Origin of the sequence: Rugamonas brunnea (assembly GCF_014042345.1) — a bacterium.
Taxonomy (GTDB): domain Bacteria; phylum Pseudomonadota; class Gammaproteobacteria; order Burkholderiales; family Burkholderiaceae_D; genus Rugamonas; species Rugamonas brunnea.
Genome location: NZ_JACEZT010000001.1, coordinates 364,927 through 382,878, shown reverse-complemented (window position 1 = coordinate 382,878; position 17,952 = coordinate 364,927). Strand labels below are relative to the sequence as shown.

Here is a 17,952-nt window from a genome sequence, read left to right as displayed (position 1 = left end):
TCCTTAGATGGCGGGCGGCTGTTGCGCCAGGTCCGGGCCGGCGCGCAGCCACTTGCGGGAATAGATGGTGAACGCAGTCAGCAGCACCGCGTAGAAGGCGATGAACATGGCAGTGCTGGACCACACGGCGCCGGCCGCCACGGAGGACGCCGCGTCGCTGGTGCGCAGCAGGCCGTACACGGACCACGGCTGGCGTCCCACTTCGCGCACGATCCAGCCGCATTCCACGGCCACGTAGGGCAGCGGGATGCACAGGGTCCAGGCCAGCAGCAGCTTGCGCCGCGCCAGCAGGGCATCGAGCTGGCCACGTGCGCGGCGCATGGCCCACACGGTCCAGCAGGCCAGCACGGCGAACAGCACGCCGATGCCCGCCATCACGCGGAACGCGTAGTACAGCAAGGGCAGCTCGGGCGGCTGGTCGGCCACGGGGATGTCGCGCAGGCCGGTCACCGTGCCATCCATGCTGTGGGTGGCCAGCATGCTCAGCGCGTTCGGCACTTCGATGGCCCAGTCGTTGCGCTGTTCGGCCTTGTTGGGCCACGCCAGCAGCGACCAGGCGGCGCCGCTGCCGGCCGCGTTGGTCTGCCAGTGGCCTTCGATGGCCGCGCCCTTGGCTGGCTGCTGCTCGAACAGGGCCGCGCCGCTGGCGTCGCCCACCAGCACCTGCAGCGGCGCCACCACGGCCAGCACGCCCAGCGCCAGCCGGAACGAGCGCGCGAAGAATTCCGCCTGTCGACCGCGGTACAGGTGCCAGGCCGAGATGCCGGCCACCACGCACAAGCCGGTCTCCATGGCCGCCAGCCACATGTGGGCCACGCCGTGCGCCATGCCGGGATTGAAGATCGCGGCCAGGTAGTCCGTCACCACCACGTGCCCGTCCACCACGGCCACGCCGGCCGGGGTTTGCATCCAGGAGTTGGCCACCATGATCCAGAACGCGGAGATGGTGGAGCCCAGCGCCACCATGGCCGTCGCGAACAGGTGCACGGTGCGCGGCACGCGGCCCCAGCCCCACAGCATCACGCCGATGAATCCGGCCTCCAGCATGAAGGCCATGGCGCCTTCGAAGCCGAGGATGTTGCCGATGAAGGAGCCGGTGAAGCGCGAGAACTGGGCCCAGTTGGTGCCGAACTGGAATTCCATCGGGATGCCGCTCACCACGCCGACGGCGAAATTGAGCACCAGCAGTTTGCTCCAGTAGCGCACGTGCTGGTAGTAGACCACTTCGCCGCGTCGTATCCACAGCGCTTCGAGCAGCAGGATGAAGGCGGACAGGCTGATCGTGAGGATGGGCCAGACGATGTGGAAGATGGCAGTCAGCGCGAACTGCGCGCGCGACAGCATCAGCGTTGCGTCATGCATGATGATCTCCTTGGGATGGATGCAGCAAAACGGGAATCGACTTGGAGGTGGGCGTGCCGGCGCCCACGGCCACGCTGGCCAGCGGCACCAGCGGGTTGGTTTCGGGGTAGTAGGCCGCCACGCAGCCACGCGGGATGTCGTATTCGACCAGCAGGAAGCCGTCCGCGCGGCGCTCCACGCCATCGTCCCAGACGCTGGTGATGTCGACCCGGTCACCGGCCCGCATGCCCAGCATGCCTAGGTCGTCGCGGTGGATGAAGACCACGCGGCGCAGGCCGAACACGCCCCGGTAGCGGTCGTCCAGACCGTAGATGGTGGTGTTGTACTGGTCGTGCGAGCGGGTGGTCATCATCGTCAGCAGGCGCTCGCCGTGGCGCGCGCGGGCGCGGTGGATGGGCGTGTCGCGGTTGACGGCGTTGACGATGAACTGGGCCTTCTGGCTGTCCGTCACCCATTCGCGCAGGCGTGAGGCGACCTTCAGGTGGAAGCCGCCCGGTTTTGCGACGCGGGCGTTGTAGTCGTGGAAGTCGTCGAACACCTGCTCGATGTCGTCGCGGATCAGGGCGTAGTTGGCGGCGCGCGCCAGCCAGTCGACTTGGCCGTCGCCCAGCGTGGCGTGCGCCATGCGGGCCACGATGGCCACCTCCGACAGCAGCGCGGGCGAGGCGGGCTGGTTGATGCCGAACGAGATGTGCACCATGCTCATCGAGTCCTCCACCGTCACGCCCTGGGCCACGCCCTGCTGCAGGTCGACCTCGGTGCGGCCCAGCGTGGGCAGGATCAGCGCATCCCTGCCGTGCACCAGGTGGCTGCGATTGAGCTTGGTGGCCACGTGCACGGTCAGCGCGCACTGGCGCAGGCCTTGCCAGGTGAGCGGGGTGTCGGGCGTGGCGCTGGCGAAATTGCCGCCCAGGCCCACGAACACCTTGACCCGGCCGGCGATCATGGCCTCGATGGTGGCGACCACGTCGAGGCCGTGCGCGCGCGGCGGCGTGAAGCCGAACACCTGTTCCAGCCGGTCCAGCAACTGGGCCGGCGGGCGCTCGTCGATGCCCACCGTGCGGTCGCCCTGCACGTTGGAGTGGCCGCGCACGGGGCACAGGCCGGCGCCGGGCCGGCCGATGTTCCCGCGCATCATCATCAGGTTGGACAGCATCTGGATCGTCGCCACGGAATTCTGGTGCTGGGTCAGGCCCATGCCCCAGCAGGCGATCACCCGTTCGCTGTTGACGTAGACCCGCGTCAGGCGCTCGATCTGGTCGCGCTCCACGCCCGATTCCTCCAGCAGCACATGCCAGCTTTCGCTGCGCAGGTCGCGGGCGAAGGCGTGGAAGCCCACCGTGTGGCTGGCGATGAATTCCGTGTCCAGGATGCGGCAGCGGCCGGCCGCCAGCGCCTCGTCGTCCAGCTCCACCACGCGCTTGGCGACGGCCTTGATCAGTGCGAAGTCGCCGCCCAGGCGCGGCTGGACGAACATGCTGCTGATGCGGGTGGCGGAGTTGAGCAGCATCTCGCCCGGACTTTGCGGGTCCTGGAAGCGCTCCAGTCCCCGTTCCTTGAGCGGGTTGATGGAGACGATGGCCGCGCCCCGGCGCGAACATTCGCGCAACTCGCCCATCATGCGCGGATGGTTGGTGGCCGGGTTCTGGCCGAAGATCAGGATCGCGTCTGCCAGCTCGAAATCGTCCAGCGTGACGGTGCCCTTGCCGATGCCCACCGTGTGCGGCAGGCCCCGGCTGGTGGCCTCGTGGCACATGTTGGAACAGTCCGGGAAGTTGTTGGTGCCGTACATGCGCACGAACAGCTGGTACAGGAAGGCCGCTTCGTTGCTGGCCCGGCCCGAGGTGTAGAACGCTGCCTGGTTGGGGTCATCGAGCGCGTGCAGGTGGCTGGCGATCAGGCCGAACGCGTCGTCCCAGGCGATGGGCTGGTAGGTGTCGCTGGCGTGGTCGTACACCATCGGGGCAGTGAGGCGGCCATGCTGTTCCAGCTCGTAGTCCGTTTGCGCCATCAGCTCGGTCACCGTGTGGCGCGCGAAGAAGTCGGGCCGCACGCGCTTGCTGGTGGCCTCGGCCGCCACGGCCTTCACGCCGTTCTCGCAGAATTCGAAGGTGGACGTATGCGCGCGGTCCGGCCAGGCGCAGCCGGGGCAGTCGAAACCGTCCGGCTGGTTCTGCGACAGCAGGGTGTTGAGGTTGCCGGCGCTGACCCGTTCGCGATACAGGTTCAGCGCCACATATTTGAGGGCGCCCCAGCCGCCGGCGGCGTTGTGGTAGGGGGCGATGCGGCCCGTGTTGTCCTTGTTACCCATGTTGATAGACTCCTTTCGCTAGGTGGTGCCAGTGTCGGCGCGATGGGCCGGAGGCAGGGCGTACAGAACGCCACACACGGGAGGAGTACAGCGCCGGGGCTGGTCCGGCGGCCCGATGGCTGCGATATACTGGTTCGCATGAACCTGTACGAGACCCTTGCCGCCGATATCGAGAGCCAGGTCGCCAGAGGCGTGCTGCTGGAAGGCGACAGGCTGCCGTCCGTGCGCCAGACCAGCCAGCACCGCAACCTGAGCATCAGCACCGTGCTGCGCGCCTATTCCATGCTGGAGAGCCGGGGTGTGATCGAGAGCCGCCCGCAGTCGGGCTACTTCGTGCGTCCCCGGACGGCCCATGCGCCGCGCCCGGCCGCCGCGCCGGCCGCGCCGGCGCTGGTGCTGTCGTCCGAGGTGGATGTGAGCCGGCTGGTGCTGTCGACCTTGCGCACGATACGGACCCAGGGCGCCGTGCCGCTCGGTTCACCGTACCCGGACCCGTCGCCGTTCCCGTGGCCCCGCATCAGCCAGTACGCGAATGCCCTGGCGCGGCGCGCCCGGCACTGGAGCGTGATGGACGACCTGCCGCCCGGGAATCCGGAGCTGATACGCCAGATCGCCCGGCGCCACATGGAGAACGGGCTGGCCGTCGATCCGTCGGAGATCATCGTCACGGTGGGCGCCACCGAGGCCATCAACCTGTGCCTGCAGGCCGTGGCGCGGCCGGGCGACACGGTGGCCGTCGAATCGCCGACGTTCTATGCGATGCTGCACGCGATCGAACGCATGGGGATGCGGGCGCTGGAAGTGCCGACCGATCCGCGCGAAGGCATCAGCGTGGAGGCGCTGCGCACCATCCTCACGCAGCAGCGCGTGGCGGCCTGCATGGTGATGCCGAACTTCCAGAATCCGATGGGTTTCTTGATGCCGGACGCGCGCAAGCGCGAGCTGGTGGAGCTGTTGGCCAGCCACGACATTCCCGTCATCGAGAACGATGTCTACCACGAGCTGTATTACGGCGACAGCCATCCCACTTCGCTCAAGGCCTACGACACCAAGGGCCTGGTGCTGCACTGCTCGTCCTTCTCCAAGAGCCTGACGGCGAACTACCGCATCGGCTGGGCGCTGCCGGGACGCTACACGGCGCAGGTGGAAAAGCTCAAGTTCCTGAACACGCTGACCACGCCCACGCTGCCCCAGATGGCGATCGCGGAATACCTGCAGAACGATGGCTACGACCGCCATTTGCGCAAGGTGCGCAAGGGTTACGAGCAGCGCGCCCGCATGATGGCGGCCGCCGTGCTGCGCTTCTTCCCAGCCGGCACGCGCGTGAGCACGCCGCAGGGCGGCTATGTGCTGTGGGTGGAATTGCCAGCCGGTGTCGATGCGATGAAGCTGTACGCGCTGGCGCTGGAGCGCAAGATCACGGTCGGGCCGGGCCACATGTTTTCGGCGCGCGGCAGCTATCCCAACTACATCCGGCTCAACTACAGCTACGAATGGTCGAAGGAGATCGAGGAAGCGCTGCGCATGCTGGGGCGCCTGGTGTCGCAGCTGGCGTCATTGCGCGGCAGTTGATCATCCATCGCCCCGCCGCGCTCAGCCGCCCACCAGCGACATGCGCACGACCTTGCGCGTGACGGGCGCGCTGGCCATGCTGCCGCGCAGTTCCGAGTAGCGGTCGGCGCGGGCCCGCCACAGCGCCCGTATCCGGTCCGCCAGCGCCGCTTCCTGGCCCGCGCCCAGCCACGGACGCAAGTCGGCGCCGTCCCGGGCGAACAGGCACAGATAGAGCTTGCCGTCGGCCGCCACACGCGCCCGCACGCAACTGCCGCAGAACGGGTGCGACATGCTGGAAATGAAACCGATGGAACCGGCGCCGTCGGCGTGCCGCCACAGTTCGGCCGTGCCGTGGCCCTGCGGTGCACCGTCCTGCACCAACCGATAGTGCGCGGCGACGATGGCGCGCATGGCGTCGGCCTCCAGCACCTGGGCCGCGTTCCAGCGGCTGGCGCCGCCCACATCCATGTATTCGATGAAGCGCAACTGTACGCCGCTGTGCCGGAAATGGCGCACCAGCGGCAGGATCTGGCTGTCGTTCACGCCGCGCTCGATCACCGTGTTGACCTTCACCGGCGCCAGTCCCACGCGCTGGGCGGCGGCGATCCCGTCCAGGATGGCCGCCACCGGAAAGCCGACGCCGTTCATGCGCCCACCCAGCGTCTCATCCAGGCTGTCGAGGCTGACCGTCACGCGCCGCAGGCCCGCATCCTTCAACGACTGCGCCCTGGCCGCCAGCAGCGAACCATTGGTGGTCAGGGCGATGTCGAGCGGCCGTCCCTCCAGCGTGCGCATGGCGGCCAGGTGTTCTATCAGGCGCGGCAAATCCTTGCGCAGCAAGGGCTCGCCGCCCGTGATGCGGATCTTCTCGACGCCGAGACTGACGAAGCTGCGCGCCAGCCGCGCCAGTTCGTCGAACGACAAGCGCTCGCTGGAACTCATGAAGGGAAAGTCGGGGCCGAAGCTCTCCTTCGGCATGCAGTAGGGGCAGCGGAAGTTGCACTGGTCGATCACAGACAGGCGCAGGTCCCTGAGCGGGCGGCCACGGGTATCGCGGAGGTCGGGTAGCGTATTCATGTGGCCAGCATAGCGCCGCGCAAGGGGAGCACAGGAGCACAGTCGCCCGGCCGCGCGGGGAACACAGCGCGGCGCGCTTCCGGCTGTACCGCCTCCGACAGGCCCAAGCTGTACCCTCCGGCGCGGTGCCGGCCGCTTTATCCTGCGGCCATACTGTTCCTGCGGCAGACAGCAGCTTCCCGCCTCACGCCGCCCACCTCTCTGGAGATACCCCATCATGCATACTCCCCGCTTCAAGGTCGCGACCTTGCTCATGGCAGGCTTTGGCACCGTCTGCGTTTTCCTGGCCGCCGTGATCGCGCTTGGCCTGAGCGAACAAGGCAAACTCAATGCCGTCGCCGCCAGCATGGCCGGCGACCGCTGGCCCCGCATCGAACTGGCGACCGACGTGCGCCTGCGCGTCACCGATATCGCCGTCGCGCTGCGCAACGTGATGCTGACCGATGATCCGGCCGTGCGGCGCCGGCAGATCGACGATATTTCGACCTTCCGCAGCGAGATCGACGCGAACACGGCGGAACTGGACCGGCGGGTGACCAGCCCCGGAGGCCGGGCCGCGCTGCAGCAGGTGGTGAGCACCCTGCAAGCGTATGCCGTTGGCCAGCAGGAGTTGATCGCCATGGTGCAGTCCGGGCGCGACGCGGACGCGCGCGCCTTCCTGAACCAGCAGGTCAAGCCCATGCTGCAGGCCTGCCGCGACGCGATGGCAGCCCAGATCCGCAACGAGGTGGCGTTGATGAACGCCTCGCGCGAAGAAGCGAAGCAAGCCTACGCTGCCACGCGCCTGAAGATGCTGGGGCTGGGCGCGCTGGCCTTGTTGTGTTCCGCCGCGCTGGCGGCCTTCATCATCGGCCGGCTGCGGCGCGACCTGGGCGGCGAACCCGGTTGGGCGGCGGCCGTCGCGGCCCGCATCGCGGAGGGCGATCTGACGGGCGCCATCGATTTGCGCCCCGGCGACCGCAGCAGCATGATGTACGAAATGGAGCACATGCGTGACCACCTGGGCCACCTGGTGGGCCTGGTGCGGCGCGACGCCGACCAGATCGCCGCCGCCTCGGCCCAGATCGCGGCCGGCAACCTGGATCTGTCGGCGCGCACCGAGCAGCAGGCCGCCAGCCTGGAGGAAACGGCGGCTGCCATGGAGCAGTTGAGCGCCACCGTGGAACAGAACAGCGCCAACGCGGAAGCGGCCAACGGCCTGGCGCAGCAGGCGTCGGCGGCGGCCGGGCGGGGCGGCGAGGCGGTGGCCGCCGTGACGGCCAGCATGGACGACATCACCCGTTCCGCCAAGCAGATGGCGGAGATCATCGGCCTGATCGACGGCATCGCGTTCCAGACCAATATCCTGTCGCTCAACGCGGCCGTGGAAGCGGCGCGCGCCGGGGACGCGGGGCGTGGCTTTGCCGTTGTCGCTTCGGAGGTGCGCCAGCTGGCCCAGCGCTCGGCGGCGGCCGCCCAGCAGATCGGACAGCTCATCACCACCGCCACCGGCCAGGCCCATGCCGGCGCGGCGATGGTGGCGCAGGCGGGCGGCGCGATGCAAGACATCATCGCCAGCGTGGGCCGGGTCGAGGCCATCATGGCGGAGATCCGCCACGCCAGCGCCGAGCAGCACAGCGGCATCGTCGCCTGCAGCCGCGCCGTGGTGGAGATGGACCAGGGCACGCAGCAGAACGCCGCGCTGGTGGAAGAGGTGGCGGCGGCCGCGCAATCGATGCAGGACCAGGCGGGCCAGCTGGCCCTGGCCGTGAGCCGCTTCCGCATCGAAGGCGCGGCGCCGGAGCCGATCGCACCGGTCGCGCCGGCCCGCGCCGCAGCGCCGGGTATGCGCGCAGGGCAGGGCCTGCGCGCGGGACAGGGGCGGGCCGCCAAGCCCGCCCGGGCCCTGGCCCTGGCCGAAGCGGCCTGACCGCCGTCCCTCATCCCAGCCTCCAAGGAGCGAGATCATGAACGCCTTATGTCATTCGCCTCATGCGCTACCGCGCACCGTCATCATCGTGGGCGACGAGAAGGAGCGTGGCCGCGCGCTGGCCGCGTGCCGCCAGCTTGGATGCGTGCCGGACGGCTGGTGCGGCACGGGCCGCGATGGCCTCGCATTGGTCGCGTCGCAGGACGCTGTGCCCGTGCTGGTCATTATCGACCTGCATCTGCCGGACATGGACGGCGCCGACCTGCTGCGGGCGCTGGCCGCCACCGGGCGCGACCTGCACCTGATCGTGTGCGGCGCGGGCTGCGGGCGCGTGCGGGACACGGCACTGATGCTGGCGTCGGCGCTGGGCATGCGGACCGGGGCGACGGTGGCCGGCCCGCTGACGGCGCGCGCGCTGCGCACCGCCATGGCCGATTGCGCGGCCACCCATGCAAGCATCGCGGCTGCGCCCAACCCGGCGCCGCGCACGCAGCCAGAGGTGGACGCGATCGATATCCGTTCCGGCCTGCTGCGCGAAGAGTTCGAGCTGTACTACCAGCCGAAAGTCACGCTGGCCGGGTGCGACCCGTGCGGCGTCGAGGCCTTGCTGCGCTGGCGCCATCCGCGGCACGGGCTGCTGACGCCCGCTGCCTTCCTGCCGCAGGCGGAGGAGGCAGGGCTGATCGACTTGCTGACCATGAAGGTGCTGCGCATGGCCTTGGGCCACAGCCTGGAGCTGCGGGCCGGCGGCAACCGGCTGCCGATTTCGGTCAACCTGTCGCCGCTTTCGCTGACCAATCCCGACCTGGCCGACCAGATCGCGGACGCCGTGCGCCGTTCCGGCCTGCCGCCATCGGCCATCGTGTTCGAAGTGACGGAGCAGGCGGAAGTGGCCGACCTGAGTCTGGCGCTGCGGGTGCTGCTCAAGCTGCGGTTGCAGGGGCACCGGCTGTCGCTCGACGATTACGGCGCCGGCCATGCCTCCATCCTGCAGATGTCGCGCATTCCGTTCAGCGAACTGAAACTCGATGGGCGGCTGGTGCACAACGCGTGGAAGCGGCCGCACCTGGAGCCGTTGCTGCGCCAGGCCATCGCCTCGGCGCAATTGCTGGGGATGACGTCGGTGGCGGAAGGGATCGAGACGCCGGAGGATTGGGCCTTCATGCGGGCGCTGGGCTGCGACCAGGCGCAGGGCTATCTGATCGCGCGCCCGATGCCGTTTGCGCAGCTGGCGGCGTGGCGTCCCGATGCCGGCGCCTTGCCCGAACCGGGACGGCCGCAGCAGGCCGCCGCCTGACGCCCGTCGCCCATCGTGCGCCACTCCTAGCGCGCGCCGGCCTCCACCCCGTGCGCGGCCAGCAGGCATTGCCGGAACGCTTGCGCCACGCGCGAGGGCAGCGGCGAGCCGCGCAGGATGGCCACGAAATCGCAGTGGTAGTGGAACAGGGCGGGGCGCACGGCGCGCATCTTGCCGTCCTCCACGAAGCCGCGCGCGTAGTGGTCGGGCAAAAAACCGAGGAAGCGGCCCGACAGGATCAGGGTGGCGATCGACTCCTGGTCGAAGCCGGTCGCCTTGCGCGGCAGCCGCACCTGCTGGCTGAGCTCCATGTTCGGTGAGTGGTAGCCCAGCCCGGCGAATTGATAAGCGCGGATGCTGCTCCAGTCCAGCCCCGCATCGTCGCCATCGAACAGCGGGTGGCCGGCGCCGCAGTACAGCTGCATGGTTTCGCCGAACAAGGTGTCATAACTGAGGCTGTCCGAGCTGCGGTGGGCGGGGATGATCCCGACCTGGAACTGGCCGTCGATCACGCCGCGCTCGATCATGTTGATGGTGGCGACGTGGAAGTTTAGCGCCACCTCGGGCGCCTGTTCCGCGAAGCGCGCGATGGCCGCGCTGATCTTGCAGGCCGGGTTGCTGGCCGTCTTGTCGAACACGGCCACGTGCAACTGGCCGCCCATGCGGCGGTGGATGTCGTCCACGCTGGCGCGGAAGGCGTCGGCGCTGGCCAGCAGGCGCTGCGTCTCCTCGTAGATGCGCTCGCCCTCGGCGGTGAGCGCGAAGCCGGCGCGGCCCCGGCTGCACAGCGTCAGCTTGAGGCGTTGCTCCAGGTCCTTGATGTGGCGGCTCACGGTGGAAATGCCGATGTTGAGCTCCAGCCCGGCCGCCGCCATACCGCCGCAATCGACCACGCTCCTGAACACTTGCAGCAGGCGGAAATCCATGTCGCTCAACTGCCCCAGCACGGCTGTCGTCTTTACTTTCATAAATCGCTAACTGAACATTGATATGTTTGTAATTATGAAAGTGAAAGTCTACCCTAGAATCGCCATCACCGATATCTGTCTGACTGGAGAAGAACATGAAACATGGCGAATCGCGCACCGACACCGCGTGGCTGGAAGCGCACTGGATGCCGTTTTCCGGCAACCGCAATTTCAAGGCCGACCCGCGCATCATCGTCGGCGCCCAGGGCTGCTATTACACCGACAATGATGGCCGCCAGGTGTTTGACGGCCTGTCCGGCCTGTGGTGCAGTGGCCTGGGCCACGGCCATCCCAAGGTCACGGAGGCGGTCAGCCGCCAGGTGGCCACGCTCGACTACGCGCCCGCGTTCCAGTTCGGCCACCCGCAATCGTTCGCGCTGGCCAACCGCCTGAAGGAGCTGACGCCGGACGGACTCGATTACGTGTTCTTCACCGGCTCCGGTTCCGAGTCGGCCGACACCTCGCTCAAGATGGCCCGCGCCTACTGGCGCGCCAAGGGCCAGGCCAGCAAGACGCTGCTGATCGGCCGCGAGAAGGGCTACCACGGCGTCAACTTCGGCGGCATCTCGGTGGGCGGCATCTCCGGCAACCGCAAGCTGTTCGGCCAGGGCATCCAGGCCGATCACCTGTCGCACACGCTGCGTAAGGAGAACGCCTTCACGCGCGGCATGCCGCAGCAGGGCGCCGAACTGGCCGATGAACTGCTGGACCTGATCGCGCTGCACGACGCGTCCAACATCGCCGCCGTCATCGTGGAACCGTTCTCGGGTTCGGCCGGCGTGGTGATCCCGCCGCAGGGCTATCTGCAGCGCCTGCGCGAGATCTGCACGGCCCACAACATCCTGCTGATCTTCGACGAGGTGATCACCGGCTTCGGCCGCGTGGGCGCCTACACGGCTGCGCAGGCGTTCGGCGTCACGCCCGACATCATGAACGTGGCCAAGCAGGTGACCAATGGCGCCCAGCCGCTGGGCGCCGTGCTGGCCTCGAAGGAAATTTACGACACCTTCATGGCCCAGGGTGGCCCGGAATACATGGTCGAATTCGCGCACGGCTACACCTACTCGGCCCATCCGGTGGCCTGCGCCGCCGGCCTGGCCGCGCTCGACGTGCTGGTGAGCGAGAACATGGTCGACCGCGTCAACGCGCTGGCGCCCCATTTCGAGCAGGCCGTGCACGGCCTGCGCGGCGAGAAGCACATCACCGACATCCGCAACTACGGCCTGGCCGCCGGCCTCACCATCGCGGCCGTGCCGGGCGAGCCTGCGCGCCGGCCCTACGAGATCGCCATGCAGTGCTGGAAGAAGGGCTTTTACGTGCGCTATGGCGGCGACACCATCCAATTGGCGCCGCCGTTCATCGCGACCCCGGCCGAGATCGACCGCCTGGTCAGCGCGCTCGGTGAAGCCATTCACGCCACTGCCTGACACCGACACCGCCATCAACTAAGGAATCCTTTACATGCAAGCTAAGCACACCATCGGCCACCTGATCGACGGCCAGACCGTCCTGACCGGCGACCGTTCCCAGGATGTCTTCAACCCCGCCACCGGCGCCGCTGAAAAGCGCGTGCTGCTGGCCGACCTTCGCACCGTGGCCGCTGCCGTCGCCTCGGCCCAGGCCGCGTTCCCCGCGTGGCGCGCCACACCACCGCTCAAGCGCGCGCGCGTGATGAGCAAGCTCAAACAGCTGCTGGAGCAGAACGCCGATGCGATCTGCCAATTGATCACGGCCGAACATGGCAAGGTGCTCAGCGACGCCATGGGCGAGCTGCAGCGCGGCATCGAGAACATCGAGTACGCCAGCTACGCGCCGGAACTGCTCAAGGGGGAGCACAGCAAGAACGCCGGCCCGTCCATCGACTCGTGGAGCGAGATGCAGCCGCTGGGCGTGGTGGCCGGCATCACGCCGTTCAACTTCCCGGCCATGGTGCCGCTGTGGATGTGGCCATTGGCCATCGCCTGCGGCAATACCTTCGTGCTCAAGCCGTCCGAACGCGATCCCTCGTCCACGCTGCTGATCGCGCAGCTGGCGCTGGAGGCGGGCCTGCCGCCCGGCGTGCTTAACGTCGTCAACGGCGACAAGGAGGCCGTGGACGCGCTGCTGGTGGACCCGCGTGTGCAGGCCGTCAGCTTCGTTGGCTCGACTCCGATCGCCGAGTACATCTACGCCACCGGCACCGCGCAGGGCAAGCGCATGCAGGCGCTGGGCGGCGCCAAGAACCACGCCATCGTCATGCCCGACGCCGACATTGCGCAAGCCGTGAGCGCGTTGATGGGCGCGGCCTACGGTTCCTGCGGCGAGCGCTGCATGGCTATCCCGCTGCTGGTGGCGGTGGGCGACGCCACGGCCGACGCGCTGGTCGAAGGGCTGAAGATGGAGATCGCGAAGATGCGCGTCGGCCCCGGCACGGATGCGGGCAGCGACATGGGACCGCTGGTCACGCGCCAGCACTACGACAAGGTGTGCGGCTACGTGGCGCAGGGCGTGGCCGAAGGCGCCACGCTGCTGGTCGATGGCCGTAAGGTGGCGCCACCCAAGGGCTACGAGGACGGTTATTACCTGGGCCCGTGCCTGTTCGACCGCGTCACGCCGTCCATGCGCATCTACAAGGAGGAGATTTTCGGCCCCGTGCTGGGCGTGGTGCGCGCCCATTCGCTGCAGGAGGCGATGGACCTGATCGACGCGCATGAATACGGCAACGGCACCTGCATCTTCACCCGCGACGGCGAGGCGGCGCGCTACTTCACCGACAGCATCCAGGTCGGCATGGTGGGCGTGAACGTGCCGCTGCCGGTGCCGGTGGCCTACCACTCGTTCGGCGGCTGGAAGCGTTCGCTGTTCGGCGACCTGGGTGCCTACGGGCCGGACGGTGTGCGCTTCTACACGCGCCGCAAGACGATCACGCAGCGCTGGCCCTCGGCCGGCGTGCGCGAGGGCGCCGTGTTCAGCTTCCCCTCGAATCAATAAATAGCTAGCAGTGGTTCCGCCCCGGCTCCCCGCCGGGGCGCGCATTCCGCAGTCGTCGCCATCGCTGGCGAGGACTGCGCACGCGTGTACGGTGGGCATTTAGCGCTGTCGTTAAAACGCGAATAAAAGTTCGACAATTCCCATAAATTTCCTGGCTTTTCGAAAATTATGGAGTATTATTTTTCAAATACCGACGAATTGTTCGGTTTATAAAGCAAGGGGACAACCATGACCAAGAAAGTAATCATCTCCATCCTGGGTGGCGCCGGCATGATGGGGCAGGGCATCATCCGCGATTTGCTATCCGATCGCACCATCATCGAGATCGCCGAGCTGCGCATGTTCGACAGCGACCGCAAGCGCATGGCCGCCCTGCGTGCGGAACTCGACGACGCGCGCTTGACGGCGCACGACCTGGACGTGTCCGATCCGCGGGCGCTGGCGCGCGCGCTGGCCGGATCCGACGTTTGCATCAACTCCGTGCCCACGCTGGCCGGCCACCAGATGGCCATCTTCGAGGCTGCGCTGGGCGCCGGCGTGGACTACGTGGACCTGGGCGGCCTGGGCACCTACACCGTCAAGCAGCTGCAATGGCAGGAGCGCTTCCGCCAGGCGGGCGTGGTGGCGGTGCTGGGTGTGGGCGCCGATCCCGGCATGTCGAACGTGATCTGCCGCGCCGTGGCCGACGAGCTGGATGAAGTGGACAGCATCAACCTGTACTGGGCCGCCACGCTGACGGGGCCGGAGAATCCGGTGCTGGTGCCGCCGTACAGCGTGTCGACCGTGCTGGCCGAATACGCCCATCCCTGCCTGCAGTTCCTCGACGGCCGCCATGTCGAATGCGCGCCGCAGACGGGCGTGGAGACCATCGACCTGCCGGAACCGTGGGGCCGCTGCGAATTCATGTACTCGATCCACTCCGAGCAGCTGACCGTGCCGCTGGCCGATGGCATCCGCGAGAAGGGCATCAAGGAATTCACCTGGAAGCTGCACCTGCCGCACCGCGAGCACGAGGCGTGGGTGGGGCTGGTCAAGGCCGGCTTCGGCGACTACGACCGCACGGTGGAAGTGAACGGCGTGGCCGTGCGCCCGCTGGACGTGCTGAACGCCGTCATCCAGCGTAACATCGCCGAGAACCAGGACCGCATCCCCAGCCAGCAAAGCCACGAGATCCACTTCGCCATCGGCCGTGGCCGGGTGGGCGGCAAGCCCGCCACGGCGCGCTGCCAGGTCATCGTGCGCCCCAACGCCATGTACGCGGGCTATGTGGACGCGGCCACCTCGATGAACGCCTCGATCGCCGTGCAGCTGATGCTGAGCGAGCCGCGCCGGCCCGGCGTGTACGCGCCCGAAGCCTACTTCAACGCGACCAGCTATTTCCGCGAGGCCGAGAAGCGCCATTTCGACATCACCATGACGCGCCAGATCGCCTGAGCGGGCAGGGGGGAACCATGCGCAATCTGCTCTACATCGACGGCGCCTTCGTCGAACCTATCCTGGGGGACTTCCTGCCGGTGATCGATCCGGCCACCGAGGAATGCTTCGCCAAGGCCGCCGCCGGCACCGAGGCCGACGTGGCGGCGGCGGTGGCCGCCGCGCGCCGCGCCTTCGACCACGGTCCGTGGCCGCGCATGCCGGCAGCGGGCCGGGCCGCCATCCTGCGCCAGGTGGCGCGCGCCATCCGGGACGACCTGGAACCGCTGGCGTGGCTGGAAATGCGCGACAACGGCAAGCCGCTGGAGGAAGCGCGCATGGACATCAGCGACGCCGCCTATTGCTTCGACTATTACGCCGACATGGCCGAACAGGCCGAGGCGGAAGGGGACGCGGTGCAGGACGTGGGCGACGACCGCTTCCACTGCCGCATCCGCAAGGAGCCGCTGGGCGTGGTGGGCGCCATCACGCCCTGGAACTTCCCGCTGCTGATGGCGGCGTGGAAGGTGGCGCCGGCGCTGGCGGCCGGCTGCTGCGTGGTGCTCAAGCCGTCGGAACTGTGTCCGCTGACGTGCGGCGAACTGGCGCGCTACCTGCACCAGGCCGGGCTGCCTGCCGGCGTGTTCAACCTGGTCACGGGACTGGGGCAGGCGGCCGGCGTGGCGCTCAGCGCCCATCCCGGCGTGGACAAGCTGGCCTTCACGGGCTCGGAGGCGACCGGCAAGCTGGTGATGCAGGCGGCGGCGCGCGATATCCGCAACGTCAGCCTGGAGCTGGGCGGCAAATCGCCGTTCATCGTGTTCGCCGACTGCGACCTCGATAAGGCGGTCGAGTGGATACAGTTCGGCGTGTTCTGGAACCAGGGCCAGATCTGCTCGGCCACCTCGCGCCTGCTGGTCGAGCGGCCCATCTACGAAGCCTTGCTGGAACGCTTGAAGACGGCGGCGCAGCAACTGGTGATCGGTCCTGGCGAACGTGACGGGGTGCAGATGGGGCCCATCGTGTCGGCCGCCCAGAAGCGCCGCGTGATGGAGGGCATAGAGCAGGGCAAGGCTTGCGGCGCGTGCCTGGTGACGGGCGGCGGCACGCCGGCCAACCGCACGCGCGGCTATTTCGTGCAGCCGACCGTGTTCGCGGACGTGCCGCTCGACAGCTGGATCTGGCGCGAGGAAGTGTTCGGCCCCGTGCTGGCCGTGCGCCCGTTCGACAGCGAGGAGGAGGCCATCGCCGAGGCCAACGACAGCCGCTTCGGACTGGCCGGTGCGGTGATGTCGGCCGACCTGGAACGCTGCGACCGCGTGGCCGGCGCGCTGCGGGCCGGGGTGGTGTGGATCAACTGCTCGCAACCCACCTTCACCCAGCTGCCGTGGGGCGGCTACAAGGCCTCCGGCATCGGCCGCGAACTGGGGCGCCATGGCTACGACGCCTACCTGGAAGTGAAGCAGATCACCCGTTTCGACTTCGACAGCCACTGGAACTGGTACCGCACGGCGCGTCCCGCCAATCCCTGAACCGACGAATTATTCATTTTTACAACGGAGCACAAAAACATTCATAAAACCGAGTCTTTATTCAGTTATAGTGGATGAGGACGTCAAAAATGCAAGTCAGCTTGATATTGAACAAAGTAATACCGACTGAACGCTCAATAAAAATTAGACGGAGACCAAGACAATGACGAACGCAAAACACCAGTTCATGCTCGTTGCCGCCGCCTGCCTGGCCATGGCCGGCGGCCCGGCCCGGGCCTCGGACGCCAGCCAGCTCGGCACCACCCTGACCCCGCTGGGCGGCGAAATGGCCGGCAGCAAGGATGGCCGCATCCCGGCCTGGAAAGAGGAAGCGCAAGCGAGCGACGGCTGGAGCTGGGGCAAGCTGCGCAAGGACTACTGGAAGTACAAGAACGATAAATCGCTGTACACCATCAACGCGGCCAACATGGGCCAGTACGCGGCCATGCTCACGCCGGGCCAGCAGGCGCTGCTCAAGCAGAATCCCGGCTTCCAGATGGAGGTGTACCCGACCCGCCGCAGCTGCGGCGTGCCGGAGTTCGTGGCCGAAAACACGAAGAAGAACGTCGCCACCGCCAAGATGGGCGCCGATGGCTGGAGCCTGAAGTCGGCCGTGGTTCCGGGCACGCCGTTCCCCATGCCGTCCAACGGCGCGCAAGCCATGATGAACATGAAGATGCGCTACCGCGGCGTCGGCGTCGAATACCAGAACGGCTTCACCATGGTGTCGCCGCGCCGTGGCAGCGAGGACTGGATCATGGCCGGCTTCGAGCAGAACTACTACTTCCCTGCAGGGAAAAAGGGCTCGAACAACCTGACCGAGACGGGCAACGTCGAGTACTACACCTACTTCACCTACAAGTCGCCAGCCGCGCTGGCGGGCCAGGCGCTGGCCGCCGATATCTTCCTCGACAATCCGAACAGCGAGACGTTCTACTACTTCCCCGGCCAGCGCCGTGTGCGCCGCATGCCGGCCTATGCCTACGATGCGCCGCAGATCGGTTTCGAGAACCAGTACCTGCTCGATGAAACCAATATGTTCACCGGCACGCTGGACCGCTTCGACTGGAAGATCATCGGCAAGAAGGAAGTGCTGGTGCCCTACAACGTGCTGGGCGTGTACGACTTCAAGGCCAAGATCCACGACGTGGTGGGCCGCAACGCGCTGGCCGCCAGCACCCGCCGCTACGAGCTGCACCGCGTGTGGGTGGTCGAAGGCACGGTGAAGCAGGGCGCGCGCCACGTCTCGCCCAAGCGCACCTACTACCTGGACGAGGATAGCTGGAACGCCGTGCTGGCCGAGGACTACGACGTGCAGGGCGCGTTGTGGAAGGTGCGCGAAGGTTATGTGGTGCCGGTGTATGAGACGGGCACGTGCGACGTGCTGGCGTTCGGCCAGTACAACCTGCCCGAAGGCCGCTACGTGTTCGACTTCAGCACCGTGGGCGCCGGCGTGGACGTGAAATGGCTGACCGAAAGCCGTGGCGAGCGCACCAAGGCCGCCTTCTACACCTCCGAGAACCTGCGCGCGATCAGCGACCGCTAACAGTCCGTTTCAA

12 protein-coding genes are annotated in these 17,952 nt (G+C 67.7%); 8 read left to right on the top strand and 4 right to left on the bottom strand.

Annotated features, from left to right (window positions below):
• Positions 1-3: 3 nt before the first annotated feature.
• Complete coding sequence (locus tag H3H37_RS01710; RefSeq protein ID WP_182159459.1) at positions 4-1,362, bottom strand: cytochrome ubiquinol oxidase subunit I; 1,359 nt, start codon at positions 1,360-1,362, stop codon at positions 4-6.
• Positions 1,355-3,673: an FdhF/YdeP family oxidoreductase gene (locus tag H3H37_RS01705; RefSeq protein WP_182159457.1), complete on the bottom strand. Its 2,319-nt coding sequence runs from the start codon at positions 3,671-3,673 to the stop codon at positions 1,355-1,357. Before H3H37_RS01705 ends, H3H37_RS01710 begins: the two co-directional genes overlap by 8 nt.
• A gap of 138 nt (positions 3,674-3,811) precedes the next feature.
• Between H3H37_RS01705 and H3H37_RS01700 the strand changes: the two genes are divergently transcribed.
• Positions 3,812-5,245, top strand: a complete 1,434-nt coding sequence (locus H3H37_RS01700) for an aminotransferase-like domain-containing protein (protein WP_182159454.1) — start codon at positions 3,812-3,814, stop codon at positions 5,243-5,245.
• A gap of 21 nt (positions 5,246-5,266) precedes the next feature.
• Here H3H37_RS01700 and moaA read toward each other — a convergent pair whose 3' ends face one another.
• Positions 5,267-6,304, bottom strand: coding sequence for a GTP 3',8-cyclase MoaA (moaA, locus tag H3H37_RS01695; RefSeq protein ID WP_182159451.1), 1,038 nt, complete (start codon positions 6,302-6,304; stop codon positions 5,267-5,269).
• A gap of 217 nt (positions 6,305-6,521) precedes the next feature.
• On the opposite strand from moaA, the gene H3H37_RS01690 reads away from it, so the two are divergent.
• Entirely contained in the window at positions 6,522-8,213 is a 1,692-nt protein-coding gene (locus H3H37_RS01690) for a methyl-accepting chemotaxis protein (protein ID WP_220456301.1), read from the top strand.
• A 37-nt stretch (positions 8,214-8,250) separates the two neighbouring features.
• Positions 8,251-9,510 carry an EAL domain-containing response regulator gene (locus tag H3H37_RS01685; protein WP_182159448.1) on the top strand — a complete coding sequence of 420 codons (1,260 nt, stop codon included), beginning with the start codon at positions 8,251-8,253 and terminating at the stop codon, positions 9,508-9,510.
• Positions 9,511-9,536: 26 nt separating this feature from the next.
• Here the strand turns inward: H3H37_RS01685 and H3H37_RS01680 are convergent, their stop codons facing one another.
• Positions 9,537-10,478 carry a LysR family transcriptional regulator gene (locus H3H37_RS01680; protein ID WP_182159446.1) on the bottom strand — a complete coding sequence of 314 codons (942 nt, stop codon included), beginning with the start codon at positions 10,476-10,478 and terminating at the stop codon, positions 9,537-9,539.
• A 95-nt stretch (positions 10,479-10,573) separates the two neighbouring features.
• Here H3H37_RS01680 and aptA point away from each other — a divergent pair, with 95 nt between their 5' ends.
• From aptA to H3H37_RS01655, 5 genes are all read left to right on the top strand, one after another.
• Positions 10,574-11,905 carry an omega-aminotransferase AptA gene (gene aptA, locus H3H37_RS01675; protein WP_182159443.1) on the top strand — a complete coding sequence of 444 codons (1,332 nt, stop codon included), beginning with the start codon at positions 10,574-10,576 and terminating at the stop codon, positions 11,903-11,905.
• Positions 11,906-11,939: 34 nt separating this feature from the next.
• Positions 11,940-13,448: a CoA-acylating methylmalonate-semialdehyde dehydrogenase gene (locus tag H3H37_RS01670; RefSeq protein ID WP_182159440.1), complete on the top strand. Its 1,509-nt coding sequence runs from the start codon at positions 11,940-11,942 to the stop codon at positions 13,446-13,448.
• 228 nt (positions 13,449-13,676) lie between these two features.
• Positions 13,677-14,882: a saccharopine dehydrogenase family protein gene (locus tag H3H37_RS01665; protein ID WP_182159438.1), complete on the top strand. Its 1,206-nt coding sequence runs from the start codon at positions 13,677-13,679 to the stop codon at positions 14,880-14,882.
• Between the two features lie 17 nt (positions 14,883-14,899).
• Complete coding sequence (locus tag H3H37_RS01660) at positions 14,900-16,393, top strand: aldehyde dehydrogenase family protein (protein WP_182159435.1); 1,494 nt, start codon at positions 14,900-14,902, stop codon at positions 16,391-16,393.
• Positions 16,394-16,556: 163 nt separating this feature from the next.
• Complete coding sequence (locus H3H37_RS01655; RefSeq protein ID WP_182159433.1) at positions 16,557-17,939, top strand: DUF1329 domain-containing protein; 1,383 nt, start codon at positions 16,557-16,559, stop codon at positions 17,937-17,939.
• The last annotated feature ends 13 nt before the right edge of the window (positions 17,940-17,952 follow it).

Excerpts from the sequence above, each read along its gene's own strand:
- H3H37_RS01710 (WP_182159459.1), bottom strand. The coding sequence starts at position 1,362 with ATGCATGACGCAACGCTGATGCTGTCGCGCGCGCAGTTCGCGCTGACT.
- H3H37_RS01685 (WP_182159448.1), top strand. The coding sequence starts at position 8,251 with ATGAACGCCTTATGTCATTCGCCTCATGCGCTACCGCGCACCGTCATC.
- H3H37_RS01670 (WP_182159440.1), top strand. The coding sequence starts at position 11,940 with ATGCAAGCTAAGCACACCATCGGCCACCTGATCGACGGCCAGACCGTC.
- H3H37_RS01665 (WP_182159438.1), top strand. The coding sequence starts at position 13,677 with ATGACCAAGAAAGTAATCATCTCCATCCTGGGTGGCGCCGGCATGATG.
- moaA (WP_182159451.1), bottom strand. The coding sequence starts at position 6,304 with ATGAATACGCTACCCGACCTCCGCGATACCCGTGGCCGCCCGCTCAGG.
- H3H37_RS01660 (WP_182159435.1), top strand. The coding sequence starts at position 14,900 with ATGCGCAATCTGCTCTACATCGACGGCGCCTTCGTCGAACCTATCCTG.
- H3H37_RS01705 (WP_182159457.1), bottom strand. The coding sequence starts at position 3,673 with ATGGGTAACAAGGACAACACGGGCCGCATCGCCCCCTACCACAACGCC.
- H3H37_RS01680 (WP_182159446.1), bottom strand. The coding sequence starts at position 10,478 with ATGAAAGTAAAGACGACAGCCGTGCTGGGGCAGTTGAGCGACATGGAT.
- H3H37_RS01690 (WP_220456301.1), top strand. The coding sequence starts at position 6,522 with ATGCATACTCCCCGCTTCAAGGTCGCGACCTTGCTCATGGCAGGCTTT.
- aptA (WP_182159443.1), top strand. The coding sequence starts at position 10,574 with ATGAAACATGGCGAATCGCGCACCGACACCGCGTGGCTGGAAGCGCAC.
- H3H37_RS01655 (WP_182159433.1), top strand. The coding sequence starts at position 16,557 with ATGACGAACGCAAAACACCAGTTCATGCTCGTTGCCGCCGCCTGCCTG.
- H3H37_RS01700 (WP_182159454.1), top strand. The coding sequence starts at position 3,812 with ATGAACCTGTACGAGACCCTTGCCGCCGATATCGAGAGCCAGGTCGCC.